Here is a 14,589-nt window from a genome sequence, read left to right on the forward strand (position 1 = left end):
ATGAAACAGTCATTCTTGCTAATGCGAATGGAAACCTTCGCTCAGCGCAATTTGTAGATTAGAATGCCTGCCTATTGGAATTCCCGTGCGTGAGGTTCTTCATGAGAGTCCCCGCCGCCCGCAGGCTTCCATAAGTTTGTTGTATCGATTGACTATAATAATTTTTCAGGAGGAACCGCATGAGCGGTGCGACTACGCCCAACAAGGAAGCCGTTATTCCCGAGTTCAAGCAGATTATGGGCCATCCAAGCCCATTGTGGATGTTGTTCATGACTGAATTCTGGGAACGCTTCGCGTTCTACGGAGTTCGCTGGGCGCTGGTACTGTACATCGTTGCCCAGTTCCACGGTGGCGACGGTTCAGGACAGGCAGCGGCCAACCTGACCTACGGTTCCTTCCTCGCGCTGGTGTACGCCGGCGCCCTGTTCGGCGGCTACATCGCCGACCGGGTCATCGGTTACCAGCGCTCGATCCTGCTGGGCGCCGTCTTCATGGCTGCAGGCCTGTTCTGCATCTCGGTACCGAACCAGGACATCTTCAACCTGGGCCTGGCCACCATGATCGTCGGTAACGGCATGTTCAAGCCGAACATCTCGACCATGGTCGGCAAGCTGTACACGACAGCCGATCCGCGCCGCGACAGTGGCTTCACGATCTTCTACATGGGTATCAACATGGGCGCCATGGTTGCCCCTGTCTTCACCCAGTGGCTGGCCGAGTCGATCTTCGGCACCAGCGCCATGCCGTCGTACAAGATGGTCTTCATGGCCTCCGGTTTCGGCATGCTGATCAGCCTGGTATGGTTCGCCATCGGCCGCCGCGCCCTGAAAGGCATCGGCGCTCCGGAAGCCGGCGCCGGCAACCCGATGCGCGTCCTCTGGGTAGCCGTTGGCTCCCTGTGCGTGATCCCGCTCGTGTACTTCCTGCTGACCGTCGGCGCTGAAAAGCTGCAAATCGTCCTGACCGCGCTGTTCATCGGCCTGGCCGTGATGCTGATGATCGAAGGCATACGCAACGGTAAAGTTGCGCGCGACCGCGTCATCGCCATGCTGCTGATCTTCGTCTTCAACATCCTGTTCTGGATGTTCTTCGAACAGGCAGGCAGCTCGTTTACCTTCCTGGCTGACAAGATCGTCAACCGCGACCTGGGCTTCTGGATCTTCCCGACCGCCTACTTCCAGACCGTCAATTCGGTCGCCATCATCGTTTTCGCGCCTATCATCGCCGCCATCTGGGTCTTCCTGGCGCGCCACAACGTCAATCCTTCGATCCCGCGCAAATTCGGCCTGGGCTTGCTGGGCAATGCGGTGGCCTTCGGCTTGCTGATCTTCGCTCTGTCGAGCCTGGTTGGCGCCGATAACAAGATCCCGTTCTGGACCCTGGCCACCGTGTATGTGCTGCAATCGATCGGCGAGCTGTGCCTGTCACCTATCGGCCTGTCGATGGTCACCAAGCTGGCGCCAGTGCGCCTGGTCGGCCTGGGCATGGGCGGCTGGTTCCTGTCGACCGGTATCGGCAACAACCTGTCGGGCATCTTCGCCAGCCACGTCAGCGGTACCAGCGGCATGTCGGTGCAGTCGGCCCTGTCCGGTTATACTTTCGGCTTCTGGTCCCTGCTGGGCGCCGGTGTCGTACTGTTCCTGATCGCACCGTTGATCAACAAACTGATGCACGGCGTGAAGTAAGCGTCCTGTGCTCGCTCAAAACGGCGGCCTGCGGGTCGCCGTTTTTCATTCCGACAGCCGTTTCGCCCTGGCCTGGCGGTACAATACCGCCATGGCCAGCGGCCACCCGACCAACCCCGATAAAGAATCCCATGTCCAGCATCTCCACCACCACGCCCCTCTCCGACGACGAATACGCCGAACTCGACACCCTGCTGGCCGCGCCCGCCCTGGCCGGTGCCGCCATGGACGTGTCCATGCTGGAAGGTTTCCTCACGGCCGTCGCCCTGAGCCCGAAACAGATCACGCCTGAACAATGGTTGCCCTGGGTATGGGACAAGACGGCAGGCAGCGCCGCGCCAGCACAGGACGCGGACAAGGAACGTGCCGCCTCCCTGGCGCAGCGCCACCACGCCTACATGGTCGAATGGCTGGCGAAGGACCCGGACAGCTTCGAGCCCATCTACGTATGCGGCCCCGAATGGAGCGTGCCCGCCTGGTGTGCAGGCTTCCTGCTTGGCACCAGCCTGGACAAGCCCCAGTGGGCGGCCCTGGCCGTCAGCCACCCGCAATATCTGGCGCCGTTCCAGCACCTGGCCGCTGCCAGCGAGCTCGACGACGATGCGGCCGAAACGGCCATGGATGGCGTGATTCCCGCAGTCATCGCCATCAACGCGGCCTGGGCGCGCCAGCGCCACCTGAAAAGCCAGGTTCAAAACCAGCCCGGCGCCACCGTGCTGCGCGACGTGCCGAAGACGGGCCGCAATGACCCGTGCCACTGCGGCAGCGGCAAAAAATACAAAAAATGCTGCGCCGACGCCGATAGCGCGGCCACCTAAGACAACACCTCCTTGCACCAGCTGCTGACGTCCCTGCTGCGCTTCCTGCTGCGCCACGCGCTGCAGTTCGCGCTGTTCATCGTCATCCTGCTGGCCGGACGCTTGCTGCTGGCCGAATGGCGCGCCTACAGCGCCGGCAACGAAGCCGTGGCCACCCTGCGCCAGGCTTCCAGCAACGCCGGCAACCATGGCGCCAGCCTGGCCGATGCCGCCACGGTCCGCGTCAACGCCCTGCAGCACGCTTCGCAAACCGCCATCGCCACCCGCCTGCAGCAAGTACAGGCGCACCTGCGCCAGCTACGCGCGCGGCAGCAACCGTCGCTGTTCACCCTTCCCCTGCCCGATGCCGATACGCTGGCCTTGCATGCGCAAGACGAAGCGGCGCGCCACGTGGAAATCGAAGTGCTGGCGCAGGAAGCCCGTTATCTGAGCGCCCTGCACGCGGCGATCAGCGGCGAAGATGCGCGGCACACGCTGGCGCGCCTGCACGCAGAACACGTCAGCGCGTATGCCGCGCTGCAGCACAACCAGCGCCAGCGCCGGCAACTGGAAGCCCAGCACCCGCTGGCGGCCCGCCTGCCCGGCAGCGACGCTTACGCGCAGTTGTCGCGCCTCGAAGCCGAGGGCCAGCGCTTGCGCGAGATCAACCTGCAAGCGTATCGGGCATGGGCAACGCAACGCGCGCGCACCAGCGATGCGGCCCTTCCCGCGCCATTCGCCATCGACAACGCGGCACTGGCCGGCGCGCTGGCGCCCGTACAAAAGGCCATCGCGGCCGGCGAAACGCAGCTGGCGCGCAACTGGATCGCCCGCTGGCGCGCTCCCGTCATGGACGTGGCGCCCACGGCTGCCCTGCTGGTGCTGTCGGCCATCCTGCTGCCCGTCGCCATCAAGGCCTTCTTTTACTTCGTGCTGGCGCCCATCGCGTCCCGTTTGCCGCCGCTGTCGATTGCGCGCGAACTGCAGATGGCGGGCAGCTCCCTTCCCCTTCCGCCACATGGCGAATCGCGCATCTCCGCCGTGTCGCAGGCATTACAGCTAAACCCTGGGCAGCAGATGCTGATCCATCCCGAATACCTGCAATCGTCCCCCGTCAGCACGCGCAAGCGCACGCAATGGCTGCTGGACTGGCGCTTTCCAATTACCAGCCTGGCCGCCGGCATGGTGGCGCTGACGCGCCTGCGCAGCGACGTACCAGCATCCGTGACGATCTCCGCCAGCGACGACCCGTTACTGGAAATCGCCGTCCTGCACCTGCCGGCCGGCAGCGCGCTGGTGTTCCAGCCACGGGGCCTGGTGGGATTGATCTGCGACACGGGCCAGTCGCTGGCGATGTCCAGCCACTGGCGCCTGGGCAGCCTGCATGCCTGGCTCACCCTGCAGCTGCGCTTCATCGTCTTTCGCGGCCCCGTCACCCTGATCGTGCGCGGCTGCCGTGGCGTACGCCTGGAGCGGGCGGGCCAGGGCCGCTCCATCAGCCAGTCCGCCACCCTGGGCTTTACTACTGACGTGCTGTACTCGACGATGCGCAGCGAAACCTTCATCCCCTACCTGCGCGGCCAGCAAGCCCTGCTCAACGACCGCTTCGACGGCGACAACGGCGTCTACCTGTACGAGGAAACCCCGCACCACGGCAAGCAGCCGGGCAAGGTGGGCAGCTGGTTCGAGGGGTTCACCGATGCGATCTTGAAAGTGTTCGGCATCTAGCCGAGGAAACCATGATGAACGACTTCCTGTTTGCCGATTTTCTTGAGGACCAGGCAGTGTATGCGGCGGTAGAAGTCTACTGGCAGGCACGCCTGGCCTTCCTCGATGGCCTGTGCGCGCCGTATCTGCGCACCGCGTTTGCCAACGGCCAGCCGTTTCATGACGGCAATCCGATCGTCAACCTGGCGGACCGGAACGCTGGCAAGGCTGCGCGCATCGTGCAGCAATGCCCGTGTGAATTCGGCCACGACTACACGAGCTTCGAGCAAGCCATCGAGCTGGCCGACGACGATGGGCACCGCCCGGCGCGGGAAAAAATCATCGTGCTGACCTTGACACAGGCAGCGGCGCAGCGCGCCGAGGCGGAACTGCGGGCCTGGTTCATGCCAGACCAGGCCATCACATAGGCAAGGCGGCGCCTTCCGGCACGAAATCCGGCTGCAGCAAGCCATACACATGCAGGTCGACAAACGCACCATTTAACCATTCCGCCTGCCGCAACACGCCTTCGCGCGTAAATCCCAGCCGCCCGGCCAGCCCCATGCTGGCATGATTGCCTGCCGCGCACTGCAATTCGATGCGGTGCAATTGCAGCGCGCCAAACGCATGCACTAGGACGGCGCGTACCGCTGCGCTGGCGATGCCTCGGCCCTGGAACTGGCGTCCCACGTAATAGCCGATCCTCGCATTTCGGTCAGCCTGTTGTATGTCTTTCAGGCGGATGCTGCCGCATAAAGCCGTGCCGGAAAAAACATGCCATTCCAGTACTTCACCGCTGGCGGCGCGCGCGGCAGCGGCTTCCAGATAGGCCCTGGCATCGTCGACGCACGCCAGTTGCACCACCGCGGGAAGGAAAGCGTGTAGGTGGTCACGGTTGTGTCCTACCAGTTCAGCAAGGGCTTCGGCGTGTTCAGCCGAGGTTGGAACAATAGAAATATCAGGAAATGCTGAAAGATTCACACGCAAAGACCTCTGGCGGGCCGGTAAAGTGAAAGAAGAAACACGTAGTGGGACCGCTACGCCGCAATCGAATGCGACACTCTCAGCCACTCGCCCGGCTGCAAATTCGCCGCCGCCTCGCGGGTGGCCAGCACGCTGTCCGGGTCCAGGTCGGACCGGTTCAGCTTGTAGGAATAGGCAAAATCATCGGCATCGAATGCCTGCCCTGCCTTGACGTAATACTTGAAGCCGACAAAGGAGTCGGGATTGGTGACGACGGTGTATTCAAGCGTGACGCTGTTCATGGCGGGCCTCGTCAACGATGGTGAAGTAGCCATTATGCGTCAATTTGCGTCAATTCTGGCAGCAGCGATGTGGCGGCTAATCCTTGCGGCAAGTCAATGGCCCTGCCGGCTGCCAGCGCTACAGTAACCTGAACCCACCACCACGCCATTACTGTCCATTACTGCCATGCACACCTTGCTCACGAAGATCAGGAACACACTGGCGCCGCAAGCGGGCATGCCGGCGGCGGCGCGCATGGAGCGGCTTTCGGACCGGCGCGGCCTGCCCGCCGTCGACCCCGGACCGCAAGCCGTCGTCAAGGCCTGCACGACCTGGCTATGCGCGGCGCAAGACCATTCCCGTTCAAACGACGGCGGCGTCGCGCGCGACTACAGCCTGCTGACCGGCTGGTCGAGCTCCTACCCGGAGACCACCGGCTACATCATCCCCACCATGATCGCCCTGGCGCAGCGCACGGCAGATGATGCGCTGCACGGACGCGCGCGCCGCATGCTCGACTGGTGCGTAGCCATCCAGTTCGCGCAAGGCGGCTTCCAGGGCGGGAAGATCGATTCGACGCCGCGCGTGCCCGTCACCTTCAACACGGGCCAGATCCTGCTTGGTCTGGCCGCCGGCGCGCAAGCGTACGGCGCGGCCTACCAGGATGCCATGCACCGCGCGGCAAGCTGGCTGCGCGACAGCCAGGATGCCGACGGCTGCTGGCGCCGGCATCCGACGCCGTTCGCCAGCGCCGGCGACAAGGCCTACGAAACGCATGTAGCGTGGGGCCTGTTCGAAGCGGAGCGCGCGGCGCCGGGCTACGGCTATGGCGCGGCCGGCCTGCGCCAGGTCGATTGGGCGCTGAGCAAACAGCGTCCCAACGGCTGGTTCGCCTCGAACTGCCTCGACAACCCGCTCCTGCCCCTGACCCATACCATCGGCTACGCCTTGCGCGGCCTGCTCGAAGCGCAGCGCTTTTCGGCACGTGCCGACCTGCTACACGCCGCCGTGCGCACCGGCACGAGCATCGCCAACGCCGTGGCGGCCGATGGCTACCTGGCGGGCCGCCTCGGCCCGGACTTCCAGCCGGGGGCCAGCTACGCCTGCCTCACGGGTTCCGCGCAAAACGCGCATTGCCTGTTCCTGCTGTACCAGCTCACGGGCGAGCGCCACTACCTCGATGCAGGGCGCCGCCTGAACCATTACGTGCGGCGCTCGGTCAGCATCGACGGCCCCGCGTACGCGCGCGGCGGCGTCAAGGGTTCGTTTCCCATCGATGGCGACTACGGCACCTGGGCTTACCTGAACTGGGCCGCCAAATTCTGCATCGATGCGAACCTGCTGGAACTGGCGCTGGAACCGCATTTGGATCGGAAAGCCGGCGATGCTTGAACGTGCCAAACGCACCGCCAGGGCCGCGCTGGAAGCGTGGCGCCGCGCCGCCAGCGCCCGGCACGTGCGCCACAACGCGCCCCACGTGACGCGCGCCGCCCTGGCAGCCGGCCTGGCGCGACTCGGCATCGCGCAGGGAGAGACGCTGTTCATCCATTCTTCGCTGAAAAGCCTGGGCTACGTGGAAGGCGGTGCGCTGGCCGTGATCGGCGCCCTGCAGGACGCCGTCGGCCCGCAAGGCACCCTGCTGCTCCCCACCTACTATCTGCCCGGCGGCACGGTGCGCGCCACCTGCGCCATGCCAGACTATGTGTTCGACCCACGCCGACATGGCACGCACATGGGCCGCCTGCCCGAAGCGTTCCTCGCCAGCGCCGGTGTCCGGCGCAGCATCCACCCCACCCATTCCGTGTCCGCGTGGGGCCGCCATGCCGCCGATCTCACCGAGGCGCACCACCACGCGCCCTCGATCTTCGGCATGGACTCGCCCTGGCAGCGGTTTATCGGCTGCGAGCACGCGAAGGTGCTGGGTCTCGGCATCTCCATGGGGCCGGTGACGTTCTATCACGCGCTGGAAGACGCCATGGGCGACGCCTTTCCCGTGCCCGTGTGGGAAGACGATACAAAGCTGCTGGCCTGCCTGGACCACGCCGGCCGGCGCTGGGAAGTGCCCGTGCGCCCTTTCGATCCGGCAGTCGCACAGCGCCGCATCGACCATCCCGGCCGTGGCGACCTGCGCGAGTACTTTCACCGGGAATTTGACGCCGCCGGCCTGCGCGTCAACGGCCAGGTTGGCGATGCGGCGTCGTGGGCCATTCCGGCGCAGGCGTTTTATGAGCACCTGCACCGGCTGGCCAGTGAGCACGTGACGATCTACGCCAGCGCGGCGCAGCTGGCGGCGCGGCCCATCGGGCACACATAAAAAAACCGCCCGGATAGTCATGACACCGGGCGGTTCTCATTGGCATGCGTAAAACATCAAGCCTGCGGGCGATCCGCTTTCTTCTCACGCGCCACGATATACAGCAGCACGATGATGGCCGCATACGGCAGCAGGGACAGCGCATCCGAGTGCAGGCCCGCGTAGAACGGGTTGCCGTGCTCGGCCCAGTCGGCCATCATCTGGTCGAAGTGCGTCAGCACGCCGGCCGTAATCGCAATGATGATGCCAGCCAGCGCGCCGCCGGCGATGTAGCCGGACGCCAGCAGCACGCCCGAACTGCGGTCGCCCGCCAGCTGGCGCTCTTCCTCGTTCAGTTTTGCGTTGTGTTCCAGCTTGTTGTTGCGGCGGTCCGCCAGCCAGCGCACCAGGCCGCCGACGAAGATCGGCAGGGTTGACGACAGCGGCAGGTACACGCCCACGGAAAACGCCAGCGACGGGATGCCGGCCATTTCCAGCACCACGGCGATCATCACGCCGAACAGCACCAGGGTCCACGGCAGTTGCTGGTCGAGGATGCCCTTGATGATGTAGGACATCAGCACGGCTTTCGGCGCATCGTATTTTTTCACTTCCGAACCGTCCGGACGCTTGCTGTAATGGCCATTGATGCCCGGATCGACCAGGTAAGCCAGTTGTCCATCGTCCTTGACAAAATATTTGCCGGCCGGGCCGCCCACGGTGTCCGTCTTTTGCCAGACTTTATACGTATTGTGGTCGGTGTCGGCTTGCGGGCCATGCAGCTCGCCCGTCACCGTCAGCTTGGACGCATCGACCGTCAAGCCAGGCGCCACTTGCGCGGCCGGCACGTAGACGGTGCTCGCTTCGTTCAGTTTCAGCAGGATCGGACCGAGGATCAGGGCCGACGACAAGGCGCCGGCCAGGATCGCGTACTGCTGCAGGCGCGGCGTGGCGCCCACCAGGTAGCCCGTTTTCAGATCCTGCGAAGTGGTGCCGGCATTGCTGGCGGCGATGCACACGATGGCGCCCACCGACAAGGCAGTCACATAGTAACGCCCGCCCGTCCAGCCCATGATGAGAAAGATCAGGCAGGTAAACAGCAAGGTGGCCACGGCCATGCCGGAGATCGGATTCGACGAGGAGCCGATTTCGCCCGTCAGGCGCGACGACACGGTGGCGAACAGGAAGCCGAAGACGAGAATGAGCAGCGCACCGAGGAAATTCATGTGCAGCGGCGTGGCAAAGGTGATCACGGCGATGATGGACAGGCAGCCGATGATGACCCATTTCAGGGGGATATCCTGGTCGGTGCGCAGGGTGGAATCGCTCTTGACGCCCTTGCCGATGCCCTTCAGGCCAGCCGACAGGCTGCGCCAGATCATGGGCATGGCGCGCACCAGCGAAATCAGGCCGCCGGCGGCCACGGCGCCCGCGCCGATGTACAGCACATAGGCGCTGCGCACGTCGTCGGCGCCCATTTCGCTGATCAACTTGGTGCCCGGCGAGAGCACGGTGGTCAGGCTGTCGCCGAAGAACTTGATCATCGGGATCAGCAGCAGGTACGACAGCACGCCGCCGGCCGCCATGGTGGCGGCGATGCGCGGGCCGATGATGTAGCCCACGCCCAGCAATTCAGGGGAAATCTCGGCGCCGATGGAGCCGCCCTTCAGCGGCGCTGCAAATTCCACGCCCGGCGTATCCTTCCAGCCCTTGAACGAGATATTGAACACTTTATACAGCAAGCCGACGGCGAAGCCGCCGAAGATGATCTTGGCGCGGCGCTTGGCGTCCAGCGCGGCAGCCGAATCCTTCTCGATGCTTTCGCCGGCGGCGATGCGCGATTCTTCCGTGGCGGCCGCCTTCAGCACTTCGGCGCAAGCCGTGCCTTCGGGGAATTTGAGTTCCTTGTGCTGATCGACAATCATGGTGCGGCGCATGGGAATCATCATCAGGATGCCCAGCAGGCCGCCGAGGATACCGACCAGCATGACGCGCGAGATTTCCAGGTCGAAGCCCAGGATCAGGATGGCGGGCATGGTCACGCCCAGGCCGAAGGCCAGCGATTCGCCGGCCGAGCCGGCCGTTTGCGTGATGCTGTTTTCCAGGATCGACGAATCCTTGCCGCCCACCTTCTTGGCCAGGCCAAACAGGGTGATGGCGATCACGGCGACGGGAATCGAGGCGCTGACGGTCAGGCCCACTTTCAGCACCAGGTACAGCGAGGAGGCGCCAAAGACCATCCCCAGGATGACGCCCATGAACAGCGCGCGGAAGGTCATCTCGGGCAGCTTCGCATCGGCCGGGATGTAGGGCTTCACGACGCTCGGTGTTGCATCTTTTGCCATGGATATTTCCTTAATTTTTAAAAATAAACAGCCCGGATTGACGCCCGGGCTATTTTCTTGAAGCCGAGACTATCGCACAGCCGCGTTTCGATGAAAAGGTTTTTTGCTCCTGCATCCGGCGCCCCGTCCGCACAGGAAGCGCTGGCGCATTGGTCTATAATCGCTGCCACCGTGCCTTGCACGCTTACGTGAGACTGCCTTGACTGCCAAACGAACCGGATTCCCCTGGCCTTCCCGCCGCGCCACCGTGCGCGGCTTCATCCTCGCCGGCTGCGCCGCGCTGGCCGCAGCCGTGCTGCTGGCCGCCTACCTGTTCCTGTACGTGCGCCCGCGCCTGCCCGAGCTGGACGTCATCACGGATTACCAGCCAAAGATACCGCTACGCGTGTACACGGCCGACAATGTACTGATCGGCGAATTCGGCGAAGAGCACCGCGACTTCGTGCCGATAGCGCAAGTGCCGGAAATGATGAAAAAAGCCCTGCTGGCCATCGAGGACAGCCGCTTCTACGAGCACCACGGCATCGACTTCGTGCGCGCCGGCGGCGCCGTGCTGTCGAACCTGCGCCACGGCTTCGGCCACGGCGGAGGCTCGACCATCACCATGCAGGTGGCGCGCAATTTCTTCCTGACGCGCGAAAAAGTCGCTTCGCGCAAGCTCAATGAAATCATGCTGGCCCTGAAAATCGAGGCGGCCCTGTCAAAAGAGCAGATTCTCGAGCTGTACATGAACCAGATGTACCTGGGCCAGCGCTCGTTCGGCTTCGGCAGCGCGGCGCAGACCTACTTCGGCAAGCCTTTGTCGGAACTGTCGATCGCGGAAATGGCCATGCTGGCCGGTTTGCCGCAAAACCCCTCGCGCCACAACCCGATCAGCAATCCGAAAAAGGCGCACGCGCGCCAGCAGCTGGTATTGAAACGCATGCGCGAACTCGATTACATCAGCGAAGGCCAGTACCAGCAGGCGCTGGCGCAACCGCTGCATTTCAATACCCGCGGCAAGCAGGGTTTCGACACGCACGCCGAATACGTGGCCGAACTGGCGCGCCAGGCAGTCTACGCCCAGTACAAGGAAGACAGCTACACCAAGGGCATCAGCGTCTACACGACGATCCTGAAAGCGGACCAGGACGCGGCCTACGCCTCGACGCGCCGCAACGTCATCGCCTACGACCAGCGCCACGGCTACCGCGGCCCGGAAACCTTCATCGACATGCCGCCCGATCCCGAGCAGCGCGACGACGCCATCGATGCTGCACTGCAAAAACGCTCGGACAGCGACGGCTTGATCGCCGCCGTCGTCCTTGACGTCGCCAGCGGGAAGGTGGTGGCCGACACGGGCGATGGCGACGCCAAGGCCATCACGGGCGAAGGCTTGCGCTTTGCCGCCCCTGCGCTGTCCGCCAAGGCGAGCGCCGGCATCAAGCTGCGCCCGGGCGCCGTGATCCGCATCACCAAGGATGGCAAGGGCAACTGGGCCATCACGCAAGTGCCGCTGGTGGCCGCCGCCTTCGTTTCGCTCGATGCCGACACGGGTGCCTACCACGCCATGGTGGGCGGCTTCGACTACAACCTGCAAAAGTTCAACCACGTCACGCAGGCCTGGCGCCAACCCGGTTCGGCCATGAAGCCCTTCGTGTATTCGGCGGCGCTGGAAAAAGGCTTTTCGCCAGCTACCCTGATCAACGACGTGCCGCTGGAAATGCAGGCGGGCGGCAAGGTATGGGCACCGCAGAATGACGACTTCAAGTTCGATGGCCCGATCACCATGCGCTATGCGCTGGCGCAGTCGAAGAACGTGGCCTCGGTGCGCATCCTGCGCGCGCTGGGCGTGTCGTACACGCACGACTTCCTGGAAAAATTCGGCTTCGACCCTGCGCGCCAGCCCAGCAACCTGACCATGGCGCTGGGTACGGGTTCCGTCACGCCCGTGCAGATGGCGGGCGCCTACGCCCTGTTCGCCAATGGCGGCCACCAGGTGGAGCCCTACCTGATCGACCGCATCGTCGACGCCAAGGGCACGGTGCTGATGCAAACCAAGCCGCCCGCGCCGAACGACGACAAGACCCTGGCGCTGGACCCGCGCAACGCCTTCGTGATGGACAGCATGCTGCGCGAGGTGGCTCGCACGGGCACCGGCGCGGCGGCGACGAAAAAACTGGGACGCAGCGACATCGCCGGCAAGACGGGCACCACCAGCGACGCCGTCGACGGCTGGTTCGCCGGCTACGGCGGCGGCATCGTGGCGGTGGCGTGGATGGGCTATGACGAACCGAAATCGCTGGGCGGACGCGAATTCGGCTCGACCCTGGCCATGCCGATCTGGATCGACTACATGCGCACCGCGCTTTCCACGCGCCCGCAAGTGACGCGCGCCGTGCCGGCAGGCCTGAGCCAGGTCGATGGCGAGTGGCTGTACGATGAATTCATCGACATGAATGGCGTCAAGACGCTCGACATGGACGTGGAAACGCCGACGGATCCGGCGGCCGTGCCGGAGACGGTACCGGTGGAAACCAACTAGTGAAAAAGCCAGGAGCGATCCTGGCTTTTTTTACGGCGGCGTTTTTTACGGCGCCTTGACCATGCTCAGATATCCGCGCACCGTCTGCACGGTGCTGTCAGCGAAATCGTCAACATGGACCTTCGCCGCGCGGTACTTCCAGCGCTTCACGTACCAGTCCTGGAACAGGGCCAGGCAGTGCGCGGCCAGCAAGGTGGGATCGCCCTGCGGCTTCGGCTCGATTTCCTCGATGGTGGCAGCGATCAGCGTCTGCACATACAGTTCCGAATTCTTCGCCATGCTGCGCTGCTCCACCTGCAGCACGCGCGAATCCATGAAGACAAAATAAAACCACGGCTGCAGCACTTCGGACAGGTAGATCGACGAACGTATCATCGCTTCCAGGCGGTCCAGCGGCGACTTCACGTCGGCAAACAGCAGCGGCAAGGCTTGCGTGGCGTGGCGCACCACGTCCTCGATCATTTCGGCCAGTTGGTCCTTGCTGGTGATGTAGCCATACAGGCCGCCCATCGACAGCCCCGTCTCGCGGCACAGGTCGCGCAAGCTCATGGCGCGGAAGCCCACGTCATTGGCCAGGCGGAAGGTGGCGACGAAGATGCGTTCAAGATTTTCCAGCGCCGGCTTGCGGCGTTTGACGCCGATGCGCTCCGCGTGGCGGTCAAGAATATATTCCCAGATGTTTTCGCCATTTAAAGGCGTCATCTGCTGAAACTGTTCAAAATTAAAATGGGTCGACAAGTGCATTCCCAAGTAACGTGGTAGGAGCGATATCCATGCAATGCCTGGACACGGCATTGCAAGACGGCGGGACGGCTGATGCCGGGCCGATTATAGCTCAGGAAAACAACTATTTTACTTTTCAACTATGCAATGGGTGCATAAGCAACGCCAAATTCCCACAGTTATTGCGCTGCATCATTGCAATTCACTGCAATTTACATCCAGTAGTGCTACATTCAAAAAACCGAGCGCTCGCTATGTTTAATGCATCGATAGAATGTGCAGGAGCGCACGGCTAATAGCTACAGCATCGACATTTCCACTATTAATCGAGTATTAATACATAACGGAGACAAAATGAAGACTCGCTTTTGGCAACTGCTATCCACCCTTCTGCTTTCCCTCGCCATCCTGCCCGGTAGCGCCAGCGCCGCCGGCTACACGCAAACAAAGTACCCGATCGTGCTGGTGCACGGCCTGTTCGGCTTCGACAAGCTCGGTCCCGTCGAATATTTCTATGGCGTGCCCGCCGCCCTGCGCAGCGGCGGCGCGCAAGTGTATGTGACCACCGTGTCGGCTGCCAACAGCACCGAAGTGCGCGGCGAACAATTGCTGTCGCAGGTACGACAAATCCTCGCCGCCACGGGCGCGACCAAGGTCAACTTGATCGGCCACAGCCACGGCGGCCCCACGGCCCGCTATGTCGCCTCCGTGCGGCCCGACCTGGTGGCGTCCGTCACCAGCGTGGCTGGCGTCAACAAGGGTTCCAGGGTGGCCGATATCCTCAGCGGCGCCATTCCCAACACCAGCGGCGCGCTGGGCAACGCGCTCGCCTCCCTGATCGGCATTTTGTCGGGCAACAAGGGACTGCCGCAAAACGCGGGCGCCTCGCTGACCTCCCTGTCCACGGCCGGCTCGCTGGCCTTCAACAGCCGCCACCCGCAAGGCATCCCGACCACCGCCTGCGGCGAAGGCGCCTACCAGGTGCAAGGCGTGTACTATTTTTCGTGGAGCGGCGCGCAACCGTACACGAATGTGCTCGACGTAGGCGACCCCGCCCTGGCGGCCATCAGTCTGGCCTTCGGCGGCGTCAAGAACGATGGCCTGGTCAGCAGCTGCTCCAGCCACCTGGGCAAGGTGATCCGCGACGACTACGCCATGAACCACCTCGATGAAGTCAACCAGTTCGTCGGCATCGTCAACCTGTTCGAGACGAACCCCGTCACCGTCTTCCGCCAGCAAGCCAACCGCCTGCAAGGCCTGGGACTGTAAG

The 14,589-nt window shown here is 63.6% G+C and carries 12 protein-coding genes; 8 read left to right on the forward strand and 4 right to left on the reverse strand.

The window, feature by feature from the left end; genetic code table 11:
- Positions 1 to 179: 179 nt before the first annotated feature.
- The 4 genes from ACQ4W0_RS23615 (at position 180) to ACQ4W0_RS23630 (ending at position 4,617) form a co-directional block, all read left to right on the forward strand.
- Positions 180 to 1,685, forward strand: a complete 1,506-nt coding sequence (locus ACQ4W0_RS23615) for a peptide MFS transporter (protein ID WP_436578965.1) — start codon at positions 180 to 182, stop codon at positions 1,683 to 1,685.
- A 131-nt stretch (positions 1,686 to 1,816) separates the two neighbouring features.
- Positions 1,817 to 2,503: a UPF0149 family protein gene (locus tag ACQ4W0_RS23620; RefSeq protein WP_436578966.1), complete on the forward strand. Its 687-nt coding sequence runs from the start codon at positions 1,817 to 1,819 to the stop codon at positions 2,501 to 2,503.
- Between the two features lie 12 nt (positions 2,504 to 2,515).
- Positions 2,516 to 4,210 carry a hypothetical protein gene (locus tag ACQ4W0_RS23625; RefSeq protein ID WP_436578967.1) on the forward strand — a complete coding sequence of 565 codons (1,695 nt, stop codon included), beginning with the start codon at positions 2,516 to 2,518 and terminating at the stop codon, positions 4,208 to 4,210.
- An 11-nt stretch (positions 4,211 to 4,221) separates the two neighbouring features.
- A complete protein-coding gene (locus ACQ4W0_RS23630; RefSeq protein WP_436578968.1) occupies positions 4,222 to 4,617 on the forward strand; it encodes a hypothetical protein in 396 nt (131 codons plus the stop codon).
- Here ACQ4W0_RS23630 and ACQ4W0_RS23635 read toward each other — a convergent pair.
- Entirely contained in the window at positions 4,610 to 5,260 is a 651-nt protein-coding gene (locus ACQ4W0_RS23635; RefSeq protein WP_436578969.1) for a GNAT family N-acetyltransferase, read from the reverse strand. The two genes, ACQ4W0_RS23630 and ACQ4W0_RS23635, sit on opposite strands and share 8 nt — an antisense overlap.
- On the reverse strand, positions 5,227 to 5,454 hold the full coding sequence (locus ACQ4W0_RS23640) for a hypothetical protein (RefSeq protein ID WP_436578970.1): 228 nt from the start codon (positions 5,452 to 5,454) through the stop codon (positions 5,227 to 5,229). Before ACQ4W0_RS23640 ends, ACQ4W0_RS23635 begins: the two co-directional genes overlap by 34 nt.
- Before the next feature lie 166 nt (positions 5,455 to 5,620).
- Here ACQ4W0_RS23640 and ACQ4W0_RS23645 point away from each other — a divergent pair, with 166 nt between their 5' ends.
- Both ACQ4W0_RS23645 and ACQ4W0_RS23650 read left to right on the forward strand, forming a co-directional pair.
- Positions 5,621 to 6,826, forward strand: coding sequence for a prenyltransferase/squalene oxidase repeat-containing protein (locus ACQ4W0_RS23645; RefSeq protein ID WP_436578971.1), 1,206 nt, complete (start codon positions 5,621 to 5,623; stop codon positions 6,824 to 6,826).
- Positions 6,819 to 7,748 (forward strand): AAC(3) family N-acetyltransferase, encoded by a 930-nt coding sequence (locus ACQ4W0_RS23650; protein ID WP_436578972.1) that lies wholly within the window; start codon positions 6,819 to 6,821, stop codon positions 7,746 to 7,748. Before ACQ4W0_RS23645 ends, ACQ4W0_RS23650 begins: the two co-directional genes overlap by 8 nt.
- A 56-nt stretch (positions 7,749 to 7,804) precedes the next feature.
- On the opposite strand, the gene ACQ4W0_RS23655 is transcribed toward ACQ4W0_RS23650, so the two are convergent.
- Positions 7,805 to 10,072, reverse strand: a complete 2,268-nt coding sequence (locus ACQ4W0_RS23655) for an OPT family oligopeptide transporter (protein WP_436578973.1) — start codon at positions 10,070 to 10,072, stop codon at positions 7,805 to 7,807.
- A 199-nt stretch (positions 10,073 to 10,271) separates the two neighbouring features.
- On the opposite strand from ACQ4W0_RS23655, the gene ACQ4W0_RS23660 reads away from it, so the two are divergent.
- On the forward strand, positions 10,272 to 12,596 hold the full coding sequence (locus ACQ4W0_RS23660) for a penicillin-binding protein 1A (protein ID WP_436578974.1): 2,325 nt from the start codon (positions 10,272 to 10,274) through the stop codon (positions 12,594 to 12,596).
- 45 nt (positions 12,597 to 12,641) lie between these two features.
- Here ACQ4W0_RS23660 and ACQ4W0_RS23665 read toward each other — a convergent pair whose 3' ends face one another.
- A complete protein-coding gene (locus ACQ4W0_RS23665) occupies positions 12,642 to 13,298 on the reverse strand; it encodes a TetR/AcrR family transcriptional regulator (RefSeq protein WP_436578975.1) in 657 nt (218 codons plus the stop codon).
- A gap of 375 nt (positions 13,299 to 13,673) precedes the next feature.
- Here ACQ4W0_RS23665 and ACQ4W0_RS23670 point away from each other — a divergent pair, with 375 nt between their 5' ends.
- Positions 13,674 to 14,588: a lipase family alpha/beta hydrolase gene (locus tag ACQ4W0_RS23670; protein WP_436578976.1), complete on the forward strand. Its 915-nt coding sequence runs from the start codon at positions 13,674 to 13,676 to the stop codon at positions 14,586 to 14,588.
- Position 14,589 lies beyond the last annotated feature (1 nt).

Source organism: Janthinobacterium breve, from assembly GCF_051380895.1.
Lineage (GTDB): Bacteria > Pseudomonadota > Gammaproteobacteria > Burkholderiales > Burkholderiaceae_D > Janthinobacterium.

What these genes read in the sequence shown, in the direction of transcription:
- ACQ4W0_RS23645 (WP_436578971.1), top strand. Translation starts at nt 5,621, where the DNA reads ATGCACACCTTGCTCACGAAGATCAGGAACACACTGGCGCCGCAAGCG.
- ACQ4W0_RS23640 (WP_436578970.1), bottom strand. Translation starts at nt 5,454, where the DNA reads ATGAACAGCGTCACGCTTGAATACACCGTCGTCACCAATCCCGACTCC.
- ACQ4W0_RS23670 (WP_436578976.1), top strand. Translation starts at nt 13,674, where the DNA reads ATGAAGACTCGCTTTTGGCAACTGCTATCCACCCTTCTGCTTTCCCTC.
- ACQ4W0_RS23620 (WP_436578966.1), top strand. Translation starts at nt 1,817, where the DNA reads ATGTCCAGCATCTCCACCACCACGCCCCTCTCCGACGACGAATACGCC.
- ACQ4W0_RS23650 (WP_436578972.1), top strand. Translation starts at nt 6,819, where the DNA reads ATGCTTGAACGTGCCAAACGCACCGCCAGGGCCGCGCTGGAAGCGTGG.
- ACQ4W0_RS23630 (WP_436578968.1), top strand. Translation starts at nt 4,222, where the DNA reads ATGATGAACGACTTCCTGTTTGCCGATTTTCTTGAGGACCAGGCAGTG.
- ACQ4W0_RS23615 (WP_436578965.1), top strand. Translation starts at nt 180, where the DNA reads ATGAGCGGTGCGACTACGCCCAACAAGGAAGCCGTTATTCCCGAGTTC.
- ACQ4W0_RS23655 (WP_436578973.1), bottom strand. Translation starts at nt 10,072, where the DNA reads ATGGCAAAAGATGCAACACCGAGCGTCGTGAAGCCCTACATCCCGGCC.
- ACQ4W0_RS23665 (WP_436578975.1), bottom strand. Translation starts at nt 13,298, where the DNA reads ATGACGCCTTTAAATGGCGAAAACATCTGGGAATATATTCTTGACCGC.